This window comes from Delftia sp. ASV31, assembly GCF_016428765.1.
In the GTDB taxonomy this organism is placed as follows: Bacteria; Pseudomonadota; Gammaproteobacteria; order Burkholderiales; family Burkholderiaceae_C; genus Comamonas; species Comamonas acidovorans.
Genome location: NZ_JAELTK010000083.1, coordinates 1 through 18,559, shown reverse-complemented (window position 1 = coordinate 18,559; position 18,559 = coordinate 1). Strand labels below are relative to the sequence as shown.

Genomic DNA, 18,559 nt, shown 5'->3' with positions numbered 1-18,559 from the left:
TTACCTCGCGGATAGAACTCCGTCGAGGCTGTCAGGCTTGGTACGCACCTGAGCGCAAAAGTGAACCTGTTCTCTACTTATTCTTTTGTAATCTTATACTTGAAGGGATTTCATTTAGAAATCAATAGAGACACTGACATGCTTAAATTCCTGGAAAAACTTTTCGCCAGCACCATATCCCGCAAGCTCAAAAGGTTGAAAGATTATTGTGAGAATTCAAAGCCAAAATACTCTGTAGGCAAAGAGATTATATTGACAATAAACAATGGGGCCGATGCAACACAATACTATTCAGCTACAGTCATCACAAATTGCTCTCACTTAGGCGACGCAACCGGAGCATATCAGCTATTCAAATCTCCGATGTTCCTCAACCTTGAATCACTGCTTAATCACATGACACAACAGGTTGCAGAAGCCGCAAATGATTTCCCACTCATCAACTTCATAAAATATCAAGACGGGATATTCAAATTTTCAAATGGTGAGTGGGTTGAAACAAGTCAGTCAAAGCGAGAGCGACTCAACCTCATAACCAACAACTTCAAGTAAAAGCCAGTAAAAATAGCGGGGGCCATTCTTCGTACACGTCTAGGACGTGCCTACTTGATGAGACCCTGGGAACGCAGCTTGTCGCGCACCTGGTCCTCAGTCATGCCGTACTTCTTGGCCGTTGTGGCAATGGCTTCCGGCGACATGGCTCCTTGCACGGCCGATGCCCGGCCGGCTTTCTCACCACGGGTGCGCTTCACATCAGCGGCATTGAATTTCACCAGCCCCTCATCCACGTCCCGAATGTTCGGGTTGTCGGCCATGAACTCCTGGAAGCGCCGCTCCTTATCCATGTCGCGCTTCACTGTGTCCTTGTCCCCCGCGAATCGACCGGGGATGGTTTCCCCAAAAGCCTTCTGCACCTTCACCGGGTCATAGTCGTACTTGGCCTTGGCGTTATCAGCCCCGGGGGTCTGCATGATGCCCGCGCGCACCGCCCGGATCTGGGTGTCCGAAATGCTGGGGTTTGACTCGCGCGCCATGGCCTCGCGTACATCCCGCAGTTCGCGCTTGTCGTTCAGCCGCTCGCGGCGGTCCTCCATGGCAATGCCGTGCGATGCAGCAGCACGGGCATCGGCCCCAGCTGCACGCTGGTCGGCATGGTCGGCTCGCCGGTCTGCTTTCAGCTGCAGCTGATTGCGGAACTCGTCCTGGCTGTATTGGTAGAGCGCGCCGGGGTTCTCCAGGGACTGGAGCATAGCCATGGCCTCGCGTTGGTCTTTGGCCCGCAGCGGCGCCAACGGCTTGCCATCGATGCCCGTGCGGTTCATCACAAGGCCGCCATCCTTGTCCGCCTCGATGCCCGTGACCTTTGCGCCGCTGGGCACGAAGCGGTTGTAGAACTCGGCGACGGCGCCATAGTCCCCGCTGCCCAATGCGGCCATAGCGGGGCCGAGCGCCTGTTTACGCTCGGCCGCGTCCATCTGGATCTTGATATGGGCGGTCGAGAGGTTGTCTTTGAAAGCCTTTTCCGCTTCGGCCATGTAGCCGCCCTGGGCCAGCTTGAACGCACGCTGCTGGTTGGACTGCAGGTAGTCCGTGGCCGTGGGGGCTCGGCGCTTGCCGTCTTCGCCCATCAGCGAGGATTCGAAGGCTTGGCCCAGTTCCTTGTCCAGCGCCTCGATGCCATCCTCTCTGGCCCACTGCTTTTCCTCGCGGGCCTGGCGCTTTTCAGCATGCTGGCCCTGGCGGAACTGCTGACGCATTTGCAGGCCGCGCTCGGGGTCCGTGCGGCCGATCACGTCGGCCATGGCCAGCATGCGCGTGCTGTCCTGCTGCTCGCGGCTCATCGAGCCCTGCGTGCGCTCGCCCATGAAATCGGTCACGCCCTGCATGGCGATGGTCTTGGTGTCGCCGGCATCGTTGCGCGCGACATAGGCCTTCTGGGCGTCGTCAAAATCGATCTTGTATCCCTTGGCGGCCAGGCCTTCCAGCTCCTTGCCCTGGTCCGCGGTGTAGCCCGTGGACTCCACGGCCGTGGCACTGGCAATGCCCTTCAGAGCCTCTTTCTGCGCAGCCTGGTCGCGCGCATCGTTCATTTGCTGACCGGCGCGATAGGCATCAGCAATGCCCCGCGTAAATTGCTGGCCCTGTGCCAGGCCCGCAGCGAAGCCATTTCCCAAATTCATTATTCGCACTCCTTCAATTCGCTGTCCAACTCCTGCACCCGGCGCGCCAGCTCGGCGCGGATGGTCTGCAGATTCACTCGGTACTGCCCCACCTTGTCGGGGTGCAGCTGCTTGAGATAGGCGGCCTTGCCGTCGTCCCACCATGCACTGCAGTGCAGGCACTCGGGCGCGCTGATGGCGCGGAAGGTGTCGTAGACGGCATTGCGCGGAGCACCGACCTCCTGCAGGAACTGGAACACCTGGTCATGGCTCCAGTGCAGCAGCGGCAGCAAGACCTCGTAGGCATCGCCTGGGCCGCGCGCCGGCACCTGGCCGGTGTCGGCCAGCTTGGTGCCGCGAATCACCACCTCGATGCCATCGGCCAGCATGCGCTGGTGCATGGGCTGCATCAGGTTGGCCACGCAGCAGTCCATGCGGCCCACCAGCGGCGTGTCGCTCATGCCGTAGGCGCGGCCGATCCAGCTCGATTGCGCCGTGGTCACGTCGCTCGGGATGCCATGGGCTGCTTTCCAGGCGAGCACGTCCGTCTGCACGGTGCGCAAATCTGGAATCCACGCGCGCACCTGGTCCACGACCGCGTGTGTTTCCGGGATGGTGTCGCCCGTGGACAGCCAGTAGACGGGCAGGCCCTGCTCCACCAGCGGGCGCAGCAGGTACAGGCATGCCAGCGAGTCCTTGCCCCCACTGAAATGCAGCGCTGCGCGCCGGCCAGCAATCGCCTGGCCCACGCTGTCGGCGATGTGTGCGGCCCGCATCAGAAGAACATGGCCGCAGCAGACAGGCCCGCGCCCACGATGGCACCCGTCCCAGCCCCCTGGGTGGCCTGCGACTGTTGGTAGGCCTGAGACTGCTGGCCCCACATGTTGGCCGCGCTGTTGCCAGCGTTGCCGGCCATGCCAGCCGCCTGGCCATAGCCGGAGTTCAGGCCAGCAAGGCCGGTGTTGGCGATGTTCTGGCCCGAGGCGCCATAGCCGGCCGTGGCGGCCGTCGTCTGCATGCCCATGGCGGGATAGCCGGCCAGTGCATTCGAGGCCCGATCCGTCAGCGCTCGCCCTTCCGCGCGTGCAGCCGTTCGGGCCGAGTTCTTTCCGGCGGCAGTGGCCAGCGCCTCGCTGGCAACCAAGGCGTTGGACCCGGCGCCGTACTTGCCATCGGCGGGATTGATGCCCATGCGGGCCATTTCCGCGCCCTGCGTGCGCTTGGCGCTTTCGTATGCGTTGGAGACATCGGCAGCCGCCTGGCCCGCCAGCTCCTCGCGCTTGCCCTCCGTGTCGAACGTGCGCGCGTCCTCCACCATGGTGTCCTGCAGGCCGGTCAGCTTGTCGCGGCGCCCCAGCGCATAGTCGCGGTCGGACTGCGACTGCTCCCACGCGGTGCGCGAGGTGTCGAGCGCGAACTGCGTCTGCTCCTTTTGGAGCGGCGCCATGTCGTTCGCATTGCCGATGATCTGTTTGATCATGTCGTCCTGGATGCCCAGGTTTTTCACCTGGGCTTCGACCAGACGCGGGTCGGGGGCGGGCGTGCTGCTGCCCTTGCCGCCTTCCATGGTCATCGATCCGCCGGGACGCGGCCAGAACGCGCGCTCGGGCAGGAAATCAAATTCAGTCGTGTGCCAGCGCATGCCTGCACTCCTTTTTCCACATCACAAAAATAAGCACGTCGCCGCCGTCCGGCGCCGCGCCGTGTAGCCGGGCCTCCTCACGAAACCCCAGGTGCTGGTTAAAACGCCGCGCCAGGGCGTTGCTCTCGTTCACGTAGCCGCTCACGCGCTCCACGCCGCACACCAGAAACGGATAGGCAAAGCAGGCGCGCAGGTAGTCGCGCACGAGCCAGCGCGCGCCGGGCTCTGCCGCAACGTGCATCCAGAGGTTGCGGCCGTTGAAGCCTTCGTAGAGCACGCCGGCCACGAGTCGGCCGCCACGGCGCAGGCCAATGGCGCGCATGTCCTGGGAACGTGCCAGGCCCGGCACCAGGCCCTGCATGAAGGGCAGCACCGCGTCGAGGTCATATTCGAGGGAATGGGGCATGCCGAGCACGGTGGCAGGCTTGGCACGCATCAGGCCGGCGGAGTGGGCCAGACAATGGCCAGCGGGTCGGCCTGGTCGGTGATGTCGCGCAGGGCTTGGCGGTAGGCCAGCCAGCGGCCGGGCACGGGGTCGCCCGTCTCCTGTGCGCGCAGCGTCACCCAGTCGCAGGCGGCCAAGCGCGCGTCGCGCTGGGCACGCACGGCCGCCCAGGCCTGGGCTAGGTCGAGGGTCCAGGACCTGCTGGCCACGTCGAAGCGGTGGAACGAGCTGGGCGCCGCCGGCACAGCCACCAGGCCGCCATCCCAATAGAAGGCGTTCGGGTCTGGCACGGGATGCGGCACGCGGCGAAAGCTCCCATTCGCCCCGGGAAGATCCTTGAGGTGGCGGCACGGCGCGCTGCCCGAGCGCAGGATGCGGCCGGCGCCATCGATCTGGATGAAGTGGATCATCGGCGGCCTCCCGTGGCAACGATGTTGGACAGGAAGACCGTGACCGTCTCGCCGGGCCCGGCCGTGGCCACCAGGCGGTACTGGGTCCAGCCTGCGGGCGGGTTGGCGTCGAAACAACTGTTGTGGGCCGAGGTCCGGTAGCCGTTGGGCATCGACGTGCCGGTGTACTGCAGACCGATCCCGCCCCGGTACAGCGTCAAGCTCAGGCTGCCATTGCTGTTCACGGGCATGGCGTTGACCAGGGCGATGACCACGACGCCGGAGCCACCCTCTGCGTTGTTCACCCATGCAGAGCACAGCTCCACGGACTGCCCGCCCGACAGCGTGACCTGGCCGCCGGAGCCGCTGGCCATGGAAGTGACCGAGCCGCCCGCGATCTGCAGCGTGCCAATGGCCGCCTGGCCGATGTAGGCCGTGCCGATGGCCGCCGTGTCCATGAACACGCCGATGTTGTTGGACGTGATGCGCTGCAGCCGGTTGATGAAGTCGCTGGTGTTCATCGTCGTGCCGTCCGGAAACGCCACGGTGTCGCCGATGCGGGCCTTGTCCTTGGTTGCCAGTGGCCCCAGGCCGTTGACCTGGGCGGCCTTGAGATTGCGCAGCCACTGCGCATCCAGGCCGTTGGCGTCCAGGATGACGTTGCCGGCGTTGTCGCGCACGGTGAGGCCGCGCGTGTCCACCTTGCGCGCCGCCACGGTGCCGTCCACCAGCAGGTCGCCGTTGAGCACGGCGGCCGGGATCAGCCAAGCCGTTCCCATCCAGTGGCGCGTCTGCGTGAAGCCGGCGCCGTTGCTGATGGTCACGGCATCGCCCACGATCAGGTGGTTGGTGTTGGGCGCGCTGCCGCTGTTGCCCAGGGCCTGCCAGACGGCCTGGCGTGCGGTGGCATCGCTCCAGAAGCTGCCGCTGGCCGACAGCAGCACCGAGCCGCGCAGGCCGTCCACGAGCTTCTTGCCCAGGCCGTCGATGCGCATGTTGCCCTTGAGATAGACGTTGCGCTGCAGGTAGATGCCGTCGCCATCGACGCCGAACACCACGTCCTCGGGCCGCGGCGTGCTCATCTGGCCGGCGTTGTAGCTGGGGGAGACGATGGCGAACTTGTCGGCCATGATGATGAAGGCGCTGGAGGTCTTGCCATTGACCTCCTCGGCCGCGATGCCGTAGCCGGCCAGGGCCCCGCCGGCCTGCACCTTGAGCGTGTACTGAGCGCGCAGCCCCTCGCTGTAGCCGGCCAACACCGTCATCTCCTGCTCCAGCATGGCGCGGCCCGGTTTGCCGTCCTGGTAGTAGTTGCCCAGGGACGCCTGCAGCTGCAGCACGTTGGTGGCCATGGCCCGCTGGCCGTCCGCGAACGCCGCCTGCGTGGCGCGCAGGCCTGCGCTGGCGTTGCGCAGGCTGGCCGTCACCTCACGCACGGCCATGGCCAGGCTGCGCACGTTGGTCTGCACCACGGTCTGCAGCTCGCGCACCTCGGCGCCGCGCTTGGCGGCCTCGTCGGCGATGGAGCGCAGCAGCTCGTCGCGGATCTCCTGCGCCAGGTGGTCGAAGCGGCTGGGGTCGTCCAGGGTCTTGGCCAGGCTTTTGAACAGGCGCGACTCGATGATCTCCTTGGCAAAGCGGTCCACCGCCACGATGGCGGACAGGCCGCCGCCCAGGTCGATGACCGTTTCGCCCTCGCCGGGCGTCTTGTCGGTGGCCAGCAGCTGGGTGACGCCCTGCACCGATCCCTGCAGGTCCAGCAGCTCGCGCAGGGTCACCCCGCGCTCGAACTCGTTGCCCCGGGCGCCGGAGCGCACTTCCAGGTGCTCGGTCACGGCCTGCATCCAGTTGGACAGGGCCTTGTCCTGGACGTTGACCCGGGCCAGGGCCGGCAGGCGGGCCGCGCCCGTGTCGATCTTCTTGCGGTTGGTCATACGCTGCGCAGCTCCTCCGTGGTCGAGCACAACACCACGCTGGTGACGCGGGCCGCGCCCTCGATCTCCACCTGGTGCTCCAGCCAGCGCCCGGGCGGCAGGCGCTGCGGCTGCAGGTCGGTGAACTGAGCCGTGTGCTGCAGCTGGCCGTCGCCCCACAGGCGCAGCGTGATCTGGTGCTGCGCGTCCTGCAGACCGTAGACCTTGGCCCAGGCCAGCGGCAGCTGCTGGCCCTGGGTGGCCAGGCCTGTGCGCCAGCGCGCCGTGCGCAGGGCATCGCCCGTGAAGCATTCCAGGATGTCCTGGCCGCGCGCCACGTACATGAGGTCGTTGAAGCGATCCACCCAGACGGCGGTCACGCCAGGGCCACCCAGGTCGGTATGGCCCAGCTTGGCCCCGTCCTGCGCGCTGAACGCCAGGCAGCCGCCGCCGGCCCCGGCGTAGAACAGGTAGTAGACGCCCTCGTGCTCGGCCGCGAACATGCTGGACGGCTGCATGCGCTGCCAGTCCTGGCGCGCGATCAGCTGCCGCGTCACCACCTGCACGCCGCCCGGGCTGGCCAGGCACAGGCCATCAGGCGAGGCAAACAGCACGCCGCCCTGCACGGGCACTATGGAGCGGCGCGCGCTGCAGGACTGGTTGCTGTCCAGCTTGATGGCCGACATCTGCGCCGAGTGCGCGCCCGTCACGAAGTAGGGATTGCCGGCCGTGCCCACGAACAGGGTCTGGTCGAACACGGCCATGCCCACGATGGGCCATTCGGTCGTGACCTGGTAGTCCACGGGCCAGGCGTAGGGCACGTAGGGCTCGCAGAAGGCCACGGTGTTGTCGATGAAGCCGGCCATGATGCCGTTGGGCATGCCCGTGAGCCCGCGCAGGTAGGGATTGGCGCCCACGCTGGGCTTGTTGTCGCCCTCGTACTGGCCGTCCATGCGGTACGGGGGCGCGGCCCAGGTGAACTGCGGCTGCAGGCTGTCCAGCTCCTCGCCCTTCTTGTCATCGAGGAAGCTGGCCACGGAGATCTGCAGCTCCTGCACCAGTTGCCAGGCCGCCGCTGCGGCCGAGGCGTTGCTGCGGTAGATGCGCCACTTCACGACGTGGCGCGCGGCATGCTGCTCGCCCGTCATGGCCTGGGGCCGCTGGATGGTCACGGTGTCATTCTGGTCCACCTCCAGCATCTCGGAGATGGGCGACGGCTCGGACTCCTCGCCCCAGTCGGTCACAAAGGCCACGACGTAAAAGCGCGAGTCCACCACGCGCTCCACAGTCTTGCCCGCCAGGTCGGCCACGCCGCCCAACTGGTCCAGCCAGGTGCCGATCACGGCCGTGTCGCCCGTGGCGGCGATGTACTGGCTGGCCAGCTGGGTCTGGATGCTGGACACCAGGGTGGCGCAGCGCTGCTGGATCTCCACCATGCGGGCATTCAGGCTGGCCGCCTGCGAGGTGGCAGCGGTCTTGCCTTCCGTATAGGTGTCCAGGGCCTTGTAGTAGGCCTCCAGGTCGCGCCTGTACTGCACCCAGTCGGCATGCTCGATGGCGTTGTTGTCGGAGTCGAAGTAGTACTGCGCGGCCTTGGGCTCGCTGGGCTTCACGGGCGCAGCGCCGGGCGTGGCCCAGGCCTTGGCCAGGCCCAGGTCGGCGAACTCCTTCACCAGCTTGTCCAGCTCGCTGCGCCAGTTGGCGCACTTGGTGCCGGGGGCCACGGCCTCCTCCACCAGGTCGGCCAGCTTGGCGGCCTGGTCGGCCGTGAGCACGGTTTCACCGGAACGCTCGCCGGCCGTGTCCGGAAACTCATGCTGCTGCAGCGCCTCCACCAGAGCGGGCCGGCGGAACGGGTAGCTGAACGGCATGGCGGCCAGTGGGATGGCCCAGCCGCTGGCCGTCTTGACGGCACCCAGGCGTGTAGTGTCCATCTCGCACGCAGCCGCGCGGGCCGCCGTGACCACGGCGTAGAGGTTGCCAGCCGAGGCGCCAGCGCCTACGGCGGTGGACAGGGACAGCCCGTAGTTGGACGTGGCGCCGGCATAGGCCTTGCCATTGGCATCCCAGCGGATGGCCTCCTGGTGGCCCTCGTGCTGGATCACCGTGGCCAGCAGGTCCGCGCGCACCAGCTCGGCGAAGTCGCCATACAGCCAGGTCTTGGCCTCTTCGGTCGTGAACTCGTCCACCACCTGCAGCGCGACCGTGGGCTTGACCGGGCGCACCACGCCCAGCAGCCGGTCGTTGCCGCGCACGTCCAGCGCACGCGGCGCCGCGCTGCCGTCGTTGGTGGTCTGGTAGGTGCGCTCGGTAGCCTCGTCGTTGATCTGGCCCTTGACCAGGGACAGTTCCTGCGCCCAGGAGCGGATGGGCGCGGCTGGGTTCTGCACCACGGCTCCGCTGGCGTCTCGCGCAAAGCGGTGCAGCGTGCGGGTGCCGGCCAGGCATGCCGAGTGGCGCCGGTCGGTGGCCAGCGGCCAGAACTCGGAGCTGGGCAAAAAGAGATTGAAGTGCTCCCGGGCGAAGTTGGCGCCCAGCGCGCGATCGGACACGCTGGGCGCCTCGCCCGGGAATGCGGACAGCTTGTAGGTGGTCATGGCCTGCAGGCTGGCAGGCTTGGCACCAACGTCCTACGCGGTCAGGGCTGGCACCTGGCCTGCCAGGATCTGCGCCGCGCGCTCCTCGCTGTCCAGCAGGCCGTAGGCGCCCATCATGTTGATGAAGGTGACGGTGCGGGTGTCGCTCAAATCCACGCTGGTGCTGTCGCGGTAGGTGGCAATCCCCGTGCGCACGTCGGCGCGCTGGTCGATGGAAAGATGCTTGATCTTGGGATTGAAGGTCGCGAACTCCTGCACGTCAAAGTTGTCCAGGATGCGCTGCTCGCTCAAGGTCAGCAAGGCGCGAAACTGACCTGGCGTCAGTTCCGGTTGTGGATGCGGGACGTTGAAAAAATCAGACTGATTCATCATGCCACCCTCAAAAACATGGAGGTATCGGTTGTAGGCTTGTTTGGGTAGGGCAGCCCGACATAAGAGACAGCACGAAAAACGTCCCGCGAACCGCCATGCGAATAAACAATAACCAAATCTCTATTCACTTTGACTCCCGCTCCCAGATATGATGTTCCAGGCGAAAATGCGGCAGCTTCAATTTTCCCGCCCAAGGGACGTTGCGTAAAATAACAATTGGAGGCAACTCCCGACCCCGATCTTCCGTAGGCATCAAGGCAATAATTTCGGTTGGATTTCAGCATTGCGCCCCAACTACCCCAAGAAACGACTTCGCCCACGGGGCCAGTAGGATAGTAGCCCTCCCCTGGGGTGCTCGATGTTGCTGGGATCCATGAAGCAACCAGCTTCATATCGGCATCATACAGGCGAACGTCCATGCTGTAGGAATAAGTCCCACCAACATAATAAACGTTATTACCATAGACCAACCACAATTGCTGCTGTTCATCCCATGCCATGGTCATTGCCGGATGCACACAAATCACGTAAGGCTGCGAAAATGCACCCAGATTTGTATCAAACTGATAGACGTAGGTGTAGGTGGTGTTTCCATTTGCATAGGAGCCTACGCCAGCCATGTTAAAAACAACAAAAAGACTTCTACCATTTCCGGCAACTCCACACAGCGAATAGCTCGCGCTATTGGCACCGGTTGCCGGCAAGCTGACAGCAGTCAGTGTGGTTCCTGTAGAACTGAGGCGGTAAAGATGGTTATTGTTGGCTGCTGCCATATTAAGCGACAGGTTCAAACGTGAAACCCAGAATTCTCCATTGATATAGTCGAGTCTGCAGGGATACGTCGTACCGCCCGGGAGGGCCGCTTGTGCGGGAGTGAGTGTTCCAGCCCAAGATGTAAAATTGTCTGTGGAACGGATAATTGTTCCATCTCGCGCCATTGCAAGCCATACACCATTGCCATCTGTAGCAACAGACCAAGAATATCCGGAAGCACTGGCAAGCTTTCCGCGCGAGATCCAGTTATCTCCCGTATCTGTGGAAACAAATACGGTACTGTCGTAAGCCACTGCAACCACCGTATTTTTCCCGTCGGTTGCCATGTCACTTATGGGAGCGTTCGGGGGCTGGCTGGATTTTGCCGCCATATGCCCGACAGGTTTAAGGAAGTCCGGAATTTTGGGAAATATCGCAGACCTCGCTAGCGTCCCAGCGCGCAAATAAGTTTTTCCCTGTGCCCTTTGTATCCCATAGGGATCTGACACGTCGGGTAAAAGGTTGACGCTGCCAATGGGTGGCAGGCTATTGACTCCCAGCAAATCGCTCAAACTCTGATTCATTATTCCATCTCCCATCGGCCAATCTGCACACAACGAAAACTCAACTCACCGGGCAAATTAAAATCGGCATCCAGGCCGACATTCATGCCCATCAGCAAATCGGCGCCTTGCGGATTGATCGTCAATGTGTTGGTTCCAAAACTCTTGCCGTGGTCCCGCACCCCGAAACGCAGGTCCACGGCCGAGGCCGCAGGCGCAAGCAGCGTCACCGGGCCTGCCGCCGTGTTGACGCGCGTGACCTGGCCCACGGGCAAGGTCGCGCCGTTGTCCGCGGACGTGAGCACGGCGGTATTCGAGGACAGGCCCGCGCCATCGGCAGCCGGCCCCAGGCGCCGCCACTTGCCACCGCTGCCGTCATCGAACCAGGCGTATTCGATCCAGGCGCGGCTGTCAGAGGTGTTGACCCAGGTGTCACCCGGCGAACCACCGGCCGGCTCCGCGTTGGAGAAGGTCCGCAGCTTGAGCCGACCATCGAGCGCGCCCTGCAGGCCCGCCACCGTGCTGATGGCCTGCGTGCCTGTGTGCGTGCTGCGGTCGCGCAGCTGGGCGTCCGTGGCGTTCTTGGTGGCCTGCGGAGCCATGCCGTCCAGCTTGGCCTTGTGCTCGGCCGTGAAGTCCTCGGCAGACAGGCCCTTGCCCGCCACCTTGTCCACCTTGTTGGCCAGGGCCGCCTGCTGCGCGGTACTCACGGGCTTGTCCGCGTCGGCCGTGTTGTCCACGTTGGGCAGGCCCACCATGGACTTGCTGATGCCCGACACCGTGCCCGTGAACGTGGGGTTCTCCTTGGGCGCACGCGCATCGAGGGCGGCCTGCAGGCCCGTGATGGTGCTGATCGCCTGGGCGCCGGTATGCGTGGTCCGGTCGCGCAGCTGCGCGTCCGTGGCATTCCTGGTGGCCTGGGCGGCGATGCCCTCCAGCTTGGCCTTCTCAGCGTTGGTGAAGTCATTGGCGCTCAGGCCCTTGCCGTCTTCGCGGTCCACCTTCACGCCCATGCCGCCGGCGGTCAAGCGCAGCTCCAGCAGATCGCCGGCCACATAGGCGCGCGGCGCCGTGCCTTCCTGGCCGCGCAAGACCGTGAGCCGGCATTCACCGATGACCGAGTTGTCCACGGCCGTGATGTGCAGGACCTCGTAGTCCGACTCCAGCGAACCGCTGCGCTTGTAGGCTGTCAGCACATACCAGGAGCCCGGCTCGGGGTTGCGCAGCAGGCCGGCCGCGCCATCGGACACGCGCAGCACGCCATAGTCCAGCTCGGTGGCCGGGGCGCCTGTCTGCGGCGCCGCGCGCACGTCAGCAATGAACTGCGTCTGGAAGTTGTTGAGGAACAGCTGCGGCATTTCTATTTTTCCTTGATGGGCACGATCAGCTCCACCTCCTTGGTGCGGCCGTCGTTGGTCGTGGCGGCCACGCTGATCTGGTACTTCTGGCCATCGGCGCCGCCCGCGTAGATCCAGACCTTCACGCGCTGGCCCACGAAGGCATAGGACGGCGGCATGGGCATGGCCGGCCGCACCTTGAGCTCGACGGAAACAATCTCGTCGCCTGGCGGAAACCAGTCAGCAAACTCGATGTCGTAGTCCTGCGTGTCAGCAGGCTGCATGGGGGACGCACGGAACATGCTCTGCCCTTGGTCGGTAACGTAGAAGGTGGTCATTCCTGCGGGCACGAGGAAGGTTCGAGATTCGGGCGCTGCCTCATCGAAGGGCAGGCGCCTGTGCACGGCCGGGTCGATGTCGATGAAGGCCACGCCCTGGGCCGAGAGCGGCGCGCGCACCAGGCGGTGCGGATCGACGGCGCCACGCGCCAGGCCCTGGGCCAACACGGCCAGCCGCGCCTCGACGCGGCCCTGGGTCACGATGAAGGCCTGGCCCTTGCCGTCCACGGGCGAGCGCAGCCAGCGGCGCACGTAGATCTGCCCATCCGCCTTGCCGCGCGCGGCCGGCGCCGACTGCACAGGCCCGCGACGCAACAGGTGTGTCTGGGGAGTGAACTGCGCCTGCAGCGCGGCAGCCACAGGACTGCGTGCCAGTACATGGGCATTGACGGTGACCTGGGCCGTAGCCTTGGCCACCACCCTCCCATAGACGGGCGGCAGCGTGACCTTGACGATGGCGCGGCCCGTGGTAGCCAGTAGGCTGCGCACATGGATGCGTCCCAGCACACCCTCGACGGCCGCCCGTGCCACCGAGTCGGCCGAGAGCTTGGCGTGCACGCGGCCCAGCGGGCCGGTAAGCGCAGCAGCGGGGGCCGAGTTCACCACGGCATAGGCGAGCACGCGCCCGCCCACGCGGACGCGGGCATAGCCCTTGGCGTCCACGCGGATGCGCACCACGGGGTCAGCTGACCGGCCGTTGAGTGCGAACCCGTTGAGAGCGCCCCGGTTCATGGCTTACAGCAGCTGCAGCGTGAAGTCGCCAGTCAGCGCCTGGCTGTCCACCACGAACACGTCGTTGATCTGCAGCGTGCGCGGCGACGGCAGCGGCTCGGAATACATGAGCGTGGCCGTGCCATCGGTGGCAGAGTCACCTTCCATGATCCCGATGTGCGTGACCGTGACCTGGGCGCCCGTGACAGGCGGGAACTCCGCGCGCACGGCGTTGTAGGTGGCGCCGTTGTTGGGCGCGGCAAAGGCGCCCGTGGCCACGCGCTGGTACCAGGGTGCGGCCACTTCGGTGCCGGCGGTGAATGCATCGGTAGGGTCGGCCGTGAACAGGGCGAAGTAGGCGTTGCGGATGGCCGGGAAGGCCTGCTTGCGCAGCGTGGCGCTGATGATCGCGTTGGCGAGGGATGTGCTGAAACCAGCCATGACGGCTCCTATGGCTTCGAGCACTCCAGCGCCCAGATTGAAGATGCCTGCCAGGATGGCAGGCTTGGTTCACTTCTGGGCCACGGCCGTGGTGGCCGCAGCCTGGGCATGAATGCCCAGCGCCTCGTTGTAGAGGGAGCGGTGAGCCGCCGCGATGGTGGCGTTGCCGCCGAACTCGGCGTCGATGGACCAGGCACGGAACAGCACGAAGTGCCGCAGCGCGTCCATCCAGCGCTCGGGCACGCTGGGCGTCCCGTTCTCGTCGGCCAGGTCCACGGCCGCGACACCCACCATGGCGCGCACCTTGGTGCCGGCGGCCACGGGCGGATAGACCAGGAATTCCTGCGGCGTGCCCAGGTCGTGCATGTAGTGCTGCACCTCGCGGCCCGGGGAGCCAGAGCGCCAGGCGCCGGCCACGGCGTCCAGCACCCACAGGTCGGTCTTAGTGATGCGCCGCTGCGTGGCGTTGGCGTTGTTGGTGATGTCGATCAGCGTGAGCACGTCGGCCGGCAGCTCCTGCCGCCATCCGGCGGCCAGCACCAGGTCGCGCGGCTGGGCCATCTGGTCGGGCCGCTGCTCGGCAAAGGCACGCTGCGCGGCGTTGAACCAGTCCAGCAGGTCCTGGCGCGTCCAACGGATGTGCCCCTTGTCCTGCAGGTCGCGCGCTGCATCGTCCAGCAACTGGGCCACCGTCAGAGCCATGACGCCCTCCCCCGCGAGCCGCGGCTGGTGTTGGAGCGCCACACGTCGGCCGTGGCGTCATCCATGGCGCGCTGGAAGAACGCCAGGGCCACGCCGGCCTGGTCGGGCTTGTAGTAGTCCGTGCCCTCGGTGGCCAGCAGCTCGGCCTTGGCGCCCTCGCGGATCGCCTCATGGTAGAGCGAGGCCACCTCGTCGGGCACGCTGTTGCCGCGCAGGGACGGCATCAGCGAGGCGTAGACCTGCAGGCGGCCCGTGCTGCCCGTGCGTACTGTGAATTCGCGCAGGTTCGTCGTGACCAGGTAGAGCTTGCCGCGCAGCTCGTGCTGCCAGGGATCGGCAGGCAGATCGCGCGCCTTGGCCACCTCCAGCGGGCGCCCGGCCAGCGTAGCGCGCTCCAGCCGCAGCAGCTCCGCGCCCTGGGGCAGCTCGAAGGTGTATTCGGCGAAGGCCTCGCCGGTCACGTCGGCAGGCTCCAGCCACTCCTGCCAGGCGCGCGTGGCCTTGAGGAACGTGCGCGCGGCGCGGTTCAGCGCCATATGGATGAGCGGTACCGGCGCCTTCGGGGCGGCCAGGACCAGCTCAGGCATCCAGTTCTCCCAGCTGGCCATGATGCGATCAGCCGGTCACGTTGGAAGCGCGCGAGGCCTTGCGCACGCGGCCGGTGGGGGCCGAGTCGGATTCCTGGGGCATGCCGGTGCCGCCATCCAGGTCGTCGTCATCGTCCGGGCCCACGCCGGGCGAGAAGGTGCCGCGCGAGGACGGGGCCTTGCCGTCCTGGGCTGCGCGGCGGGCTTCGCGCTCGGCAGACAGGCGCAGGAATTTCTGCTCGGCCTCGAAGTCCTCTTCGGTCTGGAAGTTGCCGGCGCGCAGGTGCTCGGCATGGGCCTCGTTCTCGACCTCGCAGGCCAGCGGCTTGCCCTCGAAAACATAGGTGGCGCCCTTGAGGCGCACGATCAGGGTTCCGTCCTTGCGTGCGGGCAGCGAAGTGAACAGCTTCATGGTGTTGGTTCTCCGGGGTTCAAAAAGCCCCGGCAGCCGATGCCACCGGGGGAAAGCCCCTTGCGGGGCGCGCACACGCTGTCAGGCGTTCGTGTAGATCAGGTCCAGGGCGAAGAGGCCTGCGGCCGTGCCCGCGCCTGTGACCTTCAGGACGATGCGGCGGTCTTCATCCTTCGGCACCAGCTTGGCAAAGGCTGCGGGCACGAGCTGCACATAGCCGCCGGCCGCGCCCGCGTCGTTGTCCGTCACCCAGGCCCCGCCGCCGTCGTCGGCTGCCGCGCTGATGTCGCCGGCCGCATCCGCCAGGCCGATAGAGGCCTTGAAGCCTGCGCCCAGGGCGGCAGGCACGCGGATGAACAGGGACACGGGCAGCGTGCCGGCGGGCAGGATGCCGATGACGCCACGGGCGCCGACAGCGTGGTCGGCCACGGCCAGGGGCTGGCCGAAGCGCGAGCGCACCAGTTCGGAACCGCCGGGGGTGATGGGGGCCTGATGGCCTGCGGCCACGGCACTGAGTTGCTTGAAAGCCATGTCTGATTCCTTCTATTCGGTGGGGTGGATCAGCGCGATGCGGCGGCGGTATCGACGCTGTACACACCGTGGTCCTGCTTTTCGCCTTCGACCTCGAAGACGGTCTTCTTCACACCGAAGATGGACGACGTGGTGATGATGACCTGGTTGCCACGGTCGGCCGTTTCCTCGTGCCAGCCATAGCGCATGCCGGTGCCGGGCGAGCCGAAAGCGATCACGCCAGCCTGCGCACCCATGAACAGCGCGCGCGCCGTCTCCAGGTCGCCCGTGGCGCCGTGGGTGTTGTGGCGGATCACGTTGCGGTGGCTGTGCAGCACCACATTGCGGTGCATGCCCAGTGCACTCTTGAACAACGGCGACTTCAGGCCCAAAGCAGCAGCGGCTGCCTTCTGGATTTCCAGCCAACCGCCCGTGCCCGTTTCCCTACGGAGGTCGTCCTCTTGGAACTTGTGCATCACCATGACGAACACTTCTTCGCCATCGACCACGCAGGGTTGCAGGACGGGGATGTTCGTCGCGCCACCGCCCTGCGTTTCGGCACGGACAATGGCGCGGTCGATCACGCCCAGAGACATCTTGTCGGTCGCGTCCAGATTGGTCACTGCCGTGGCATCGCCGCCGAACAGATGCTGGTTGGCCGTGGGCGCCGTCAGCGGGTTCTTGGCACGCCCCTGATAGCCCAGCGGCAGGATGAAGTTGGCATTGATGCCGCGCGAGCCCGACAGGTAGGTGAACGTCAGTTCGTCCTGGAAGCGGCCCCACCAGCTGGACTGCTGCTGCTTGGCACGCACGCGCAGGTCATGCAGCGTGCGCTTGCGCGACATGCGGCCGCCCGTGTTGACGCCGCCGCGCGCCTGGTCGATGTACAGCTCATCGGTGTAGAAGCGCTGCCCTTCTTCCTTGCCTTCCAGCACATCGTCGCCCTCGACGGGTGCCATACGCAATTCGGCCAGCAGGTCATAGCTGATGAGGTCGCCGGCTTCGGATTCCAGATCCGTCAGCAGTTGGAGAGGGGTCTTGGCGCCCTGGCCCACGGCCGCGAAGCGCTTGCCGAAGTACGAGGCCTGCGACACATCGAGTGCCAGGTTGCCAGAAAAGCGCTTGACGGCGCGGGGGCTGTTCACGCCCACCACTGTTTTGCCCATAGGAGTGCTCCTGTGTGGTAGCGAGCACTCCAGCGCCCCGGTTGAAAAATGATCCAGCCCTCAAGATGGCAGGCTTGGTACGGGCCGCGAGGCGGCCGGTGTCTTTTTGACGGTGGTTTCAGGGGCAGCCATCACGACCATGCGCGCGGCCTGCCCCTTCTTGTATTCCAGCTGGATGCGGGCGCCGCCCACCTCCAGCACATCGCCCATGCGCAGCTCCACGAAGATGCGGCGCGCGTCGGGGGTAGAGGAAGCGGACGGCATGGCGGCGGTGTCAGCCCAGGCGGTTGTAGCGATCACGCTTTTCCTCGGACATGCCAGCCAGCGCGCGCTCGTAATCCAGGCCCTCCAGCTTGTCCAGCTCGGCGAACTCATCGCTCACGGGATCGGCATCGCCCGCGCCGCCGGGCACGTCGGCCAGGTTGGTGACCACGGCCGAGGCGTCAGGCTTGCGCTGCACGTCCGCAGGCTTCTTGGTCGTGGCAATGCCGTGCAGGGCCACCACGCGGCGGTGCCCTTCTTCCAGGAACCAGCGCATGGGCTTGTGCTCGTTGCCGGGCGCCGCGCCCAGGGCACGCACCATCGCGTCCAGGTCCGCCTGCTTGGCCGCATCCTTGCGGTAGTCCACGATGCCCAGCTCTGCGTTTTTGGCCGCTTCCTCGAAGAAGCCGTTGATGGTGGCAGTCCAGGCCTGGTGCGTGGACTGCTGCTGCATCTCGGCCGACATGGTGGCCCGCGTCTTCATGTCGCGCAGCGTGTCGCGCTCGTCCTGCAGGCGATCCAGCTCCGCGTCCAGCTCGGCCTGCTCCAGCTCGCCCTCGTTGAACTTGGCGCGGGCGGCGGCCACGGCGTCCTTGTTGGCCTTCACCTGGGCGTCGTAGTCGGCGGGCAGCTCCGCACGGTAGCCGCTGGGCTGCTGCGCAGTCTGCGGATTTGGTGCAGGTGCGTCGGTCGGCTGCGTGGCATCGGTGGGTTCTGCGGGTGCTGCAGCGGGAGCGGCTGCAGGCGCTGCAGCGGGCGCAGCGGTGGGTTCAGTGGGCGCGTTGGGTGTGCTGGGCTCGGGCTTGCCCTTGCCCGCGTCAGCTGCGTCGTCGTCGCCCTCCTCTTCCTCTTCCGCATCGAGGGGGCCGCGCCCCAGGGCAGCCAGCGCTGCAGCGTTGTCTTCCTCGGGGTCGTAGTCGTTGTCGTCGGCTTCCATGGCCTCGCGCTCGGCGTCGGACAGGAGGCGCAGGTGGTCGTCGTTCAAGCTCATGTGTGCGTCCTTTCGTGGTTTGGATCACGGCAGGGTGGCAGGCTTGGTACGAAGTATTGCCGCCCAGCCGATGAGCCATCGTCTGTCGGTTCGCTCACACTGACAGACGCGCAGCAATGCTGCAGCCCGTTCCCAGTGGCATCCCCCCAATTGAACTAGATTGGCTGATCGAATGAGAGATCCTCTGGCCTAGACCTGTCTCTTATACACATCTAAAAGGGGGGGGGGGGGGGGGGGGGGGGGGGGGGGGGGGGGGGGGGGGGGGGGGGG

At 65.7% G+C, this 18,559-nt stretch carries 20 protein-coding genes; 1 reads left to right on the top strand and 19 read right to left on the bottom strand.

Features of this window, described 5'->3' with window-relative positions:
* Positions 1-138: 138 nt before the first annotated feature.
* Positions 139-552 carry a hypothetical protein gene (locus JHD82_RS23580; RefSeq protein WP_199139090.1) on the top strand — a complete coding sequence of 138 codons (414 nt, stop codon included), beginning with the start codon at positions 139-141 and terminating at the stop codon, positions 550-552.
* A gap of 50 nt (positions 553-602) precedes the next feature.
* Here JHD82_RS23580 and JHD82_RS23575 read toward each other — a convergent pair whose 3' ends face one another.
* From JHD82_RS23575 to JHD82_RS23485, 19 genes are all read right to left on the bottom strand, one after another.
* A complete protein-coding gene (locus JHD82_RS23575) occupies positions 603-2,180 on the bottom strand; it encodes a hypothetical protein (protein ID WP_199139087.1) in 1,578 nt (525 codons plus the stop codon).
* Positions 2,180-2,935: a phosphoadenosine phosphosulfate reductase family protein gene (locus JHD82_RS23570; RefSeq protein WP_199139085.1), complete on the bottom strand. Its 756-nt coding sequence runs from the start codon at positions 2,933-2,935 to the stop codon at positions 2,180-2,182. Before JHD82_RS23570 ends, JHD82_RS23575 begins: the two co-directional genes overlap by 1 nt.
* On the bottom strand, positions 2,935-3,801 hold the full coding sequence (locus JHD82_RS23565) for a hypothetical protein (protein WP_199139083.1): 867 nt from the start codon (positions 3,799-3,801) through the stop codon (positions 2,935-2,937). The genes JHD82_RS23570 and JHD82_RS23565 overlap by 1 nt, the downstream gene beginning before the upstream one ends.
* Positions 3,782-4,237 (bottom strand): GNAT family N-acetyltransferase, encoded by a 456-nt coding sequence (locus JHD82_RS23560; RefSeq protein WP_061287676.1) that lies wholly within the window; start codon positions 4,235-4,237, stop codon positions 3,782-3,784. Before JHD82_RS23560 ends, JHD82_RS23565 begins: the two co-directional genes overlap by 20 nt.
* Positions 4,237-4,656, bottom strand: coding sequence for a tail fiber assembly protein (locus JHD82_RS23555; protein WP_199139081.1), 420 nt, complete (start codon positions 4,654-4,656; stop codon positions 4,237-4,239). Before JHD82_RS23555 ends, JHD82_RS23560 begins: the two co-directional genes overlap by 1 nt.
* Entirely contained in the window at positions 4,653-6,569 is a 1,917-nt protein-coding gene (locus JHD82_RS23550; RefSeq protein ID WP_199139079.1) for a DUF1983 domain-containing protein, read from the bottom strand. Before JHD82_RS23550 ends, JHD82_RS23555 begins: the two co-directional genes overlap by 4 nt.
* Positions 6,566-9,145 carry a hypothetical protein gene (locus JHD82_RS23545; protein ID WP_199139077.1) on the bottom strand — a complete coding sequence of 860 codons (2,580 nt, stop codon included), beginning with the start codon at positions 9,143-9,145 and terminating at the stop codon, positions 6,566-6,568. The genes JHD82_RS23550 and JHD82_RS23545 overlap by 4 nt, the downstream gene beginning before the upstream one ends.
* Before the next feature lie 33 nt (positions 9,146-9,178).
* Positions 9,179-9,436 carry a hypothetical protein gene (locus tag JHD82_RS23540; protein ID WP_199139075.1) on the bottom strand — a complete coding sequence of 86 codons (258 nt, stop codon included), beginning with the start codon at positions 9,434-9,436 and terminating at the stop codon, positions 9,179-9,181.
* A gap of 77 nt (positions 9,437-9,513) precedes the next feature.
* Complete coding sequence (locus tag JHD82_RS23535) at positions 9,514-10,854, bottom strand: hypothetical protein (protein ID WP_199139073.1); 1,341 nt, start codon at positions 10,852-10,854, stop codon at positions 9,514-9,516.
* Entirely contained in the window at positions 10,854-12,191 is a 1,338-nt protein-coding gene (locus JHD82_RS23530; RefSeq protein ID WP_199139071.1) for a hypothetical protein, read from the bottom strand. Before JHD82_RS23530 ends, JHD82_RS23535 begins: the two co-directional genes overlap by 1 nt.
* A gap of 2 nt (positions 12,192-12,193) precedes the next feature.
* Positions 12,194-13,240, bottom strand: a complete 1,047-nt coding sequence (locus JHD82_RS23525; protein WP_199139069.1) for a hypothetical protein — start codon at positions 13,238-13,240, stop codon at positions 12,194-12,196.
* A gap of 3 nt (positions 13,241-13,243) precedes the next feature.
* The gene (locus JHD82_RS23520) at positions 13,244-13,660 is read right to left on the bottom strand and encodes a hypothetical protein (RefSeq protein WP_034398312.1); all 417 of its coding nucleotides are present in this window, start codon (positions 13,658-13,660) and stop codon (positions 13,244-13,246) included.
* Positions 13,661-13,729: 69 nt separating this feature from the next.
* On the bottom strand, positions 13,730-14,362 hold the full coding sequence (locus tag JHD82_RS23515) for a DUF6682 family protein (RefSeq protein WP_199139067.1): 633 nt from the start codon (positions 14,360-14,362) through the stop codon (positions 13,730-13,732).
* Positions 14,353-14,949: a hypothetical protein gene (locus tag JHD82_RS23510; RefSeq protein ID WP_199139065.1), complete on the bottom strand. Its 597-nt coding sequence runs from the start codon at positions 14,947-14,949 to the stop codon at positions 14,353-14,355. The genes JHD82_RS23515 and JHD82_RS23510 overlap by 10 nt, the downstream gene beginning before the upstream one ends.
* 28 nt (positions 14,950-14,977) lie before the next feature.
* The gene (locus JHD82_RS23505) at positions 14,978-15,361 is read right to left on the bottom strand and encodes a hypothetical protein (RefSeq protein WP_199139063.1); all 384 of its coding nucleotides are present in this window, start codon (positions 15,359-15,361) and stop codon (positions 14,978-14,980) included.
* Between the two features lie 81 nt (positions 15,362-15,442).
* On the bottom strand, positions 15,443-15,892 hold the full coding sequence (locus JHD82_RS23500) for a hypothetical protein (RefSeq protein WP_199139061.1): 450 nt from the start codon (positions 15,890-15,892) through the stop codon (positions 15,443-15,445).
* A 29-nt stretch (positions 15,893-15,921) separates the two neighbouring features.
* Positions 15,922-17,037, bottom strand: coding sequence for a N4-gp56 family major capsid protein (locus JHD82_RS23495; protein ID WP_199139059.1), 1,116 nt, complete (start codon positions 17,035-17,037; stop codon positions 15,922-15,924).
* Between the two features lie 60 nt (positions 17,038-17,097).
* A complete protein-coding gene (locus JHD82_RS23490) occupies positions 17,098-17,301 on the bottom strand; it encodes a hypothetical protein (protein WP_199139058.1) in 204 nt (67 codons plus the stop codon).
* Between the two features lie 10 nt (positions 17,302-17,311).
* Positions 17,312-18,289: a hypothetical protein gene (locus tag JHD82_RS23485; RefSeq protein WP_199139056.1), complete on the bottom strand. Its 978-nt coding sequence runs from the start codon at positions 18,287-18,289 to the stop codon at positions 17,312-17,314.
* Positions 18,290-18,559: the final 270 nt, after the last annotated feature.

Bases quoted from the DNA above. Each gene is read 5' to 3' on its own strand.
- JHD82_RS23580 (WP_199139090.1), top strand. From the start codon at position 139: ATGCTTAAATTCCTGGAAAAACTTTTCGCCAGCACCATATCCCGCAAG.
- JHD82_RS23575 (WP_199139087.1), bottom strand. From the start codon at position 2,180: ATGAATTTGGGAAATGGCTTCGCTGCGGGCCTGGCACAGGGCCAGCAA.
- JHD82_RS23570 (WP_199139085.1), bottom strand. From the start codon at position 2,935: ATGCGGGCCGCACACATCGCCGACAGCGTGGGCCAGGCGATTGCTGGC.
- JHD82_RS23565 (WP_199139083.1), bottom strand. From the start codon at position 3,801: ATGCGCTGGCACACGACTGAATTTGATTTCCTGCCCGAGCGCGCGTTC.
- JHD82_RS23560 (WP_061287676.1), bottom strand. From the start codon at position 4,237: ATGCGTGCCAAGCCTGCCACCGTGCTCGGCATGCCCCATTCCCTCGAA.
- JHD82_RS23555 (WP_199139081.1), bottom strand. From the start codon at position 4,656: ATGATCCACTTCATCCAGATCGATGGCGCCGGCCGCATCCTGCGCTCG.
- JHD82_RS23550 (WP_199139079.1), bottom strand. From the start codon at position 6,569: ATGACCAACCGCAAGAAGATCGACACGGGCGCGGCCCGCCTGCCGGCC.
- JHD82_RS23545 (WP_199139077.1), bottom strand. From the start codon at position 9,145: ATGACCACCTACAAGCTGTCCGCATTCCCGGGCGAGGCGCCCAGCGTG.
- JHD82_RS23535 (WP_199139073.1), bottom strand. From the start codon at position 10,854: ATGAATCAGAGTTTGAGCGATTTGCTGGGAGTCAATAGCCTGCCACCC.
- JHD82_RS23530 (WP_199139071.1), bottom strand. From the start codon at position 12,191: ATGCCGCAGCTGTTCCTCAACAACTTCCAGACGCAGTTCATTGCTGAC.
- JHD82_RS23525 (WP_199139069.1), bottom strand. From the start codon at position 13,240: ATGAACCGGGGCGCTCTCAACGGGTTCGCACTCAACGGCCGGTCAGCT.
- JHD82_RS23520 (WP_034398312.1), bottom strand. From the start codon at position 13,660: ATGGCTGGTTTCAGCACATCCCTCGCCAACGCGATCATCAGCGCCACG.
- JHD82_RS23515 (WP_199139067.1), bottom strand. From the start codon at position 14,362: ATGGCTCTGACGGTGGCCCAGTTGCTGGACGATGCAGCGCGCGACCTG.
- JHD82_RS23510 (WP_199139065.1), bottom strand. From the start codon at position 14,949: ATGCCTGAGCTGGTCCTGGCCGCCCCGAAGGCGCCGGTACCGCTCATC.
- JHD82_RS23505 (WP_199139063.1), bottom strand. From the start codon at position 15,361: ATGAAGCTGTTCACTTCGCTGCCCGCACGCAAGGACGGAACCCTGATC.
- JHD82_RS23500 (WP_199139061.1), bottom strand. From the start codon at position 15,892: ATGGCTTTCAAGCAACTCAGTGCCGTGGCCGCAGGCCATCAGGCCCCC.
- JHD82_RS23495 (WP_199139059.1), bottom strand. From the start codon at position 17,037: ATGGGCAAAACAGTGGTGGGCGTGAACAGCCCCCGCGCCGTCAAGCGC.
- JHD82_RS23490 (WP_199139058.1), bottom strand. From the start codon at position 17,301: ATGCCGTCCGCTTCCTCTACCCCCGACGCGCGCCGCATCTTCGTGGAG.
- JHD82_RS23485 (WP_199139056.1), bottom strand. From the start codon at position 18,289: ATGAGCTTGAACGACGACCACCTGCGCCTCCTGTCCGACGCCGAGCGC.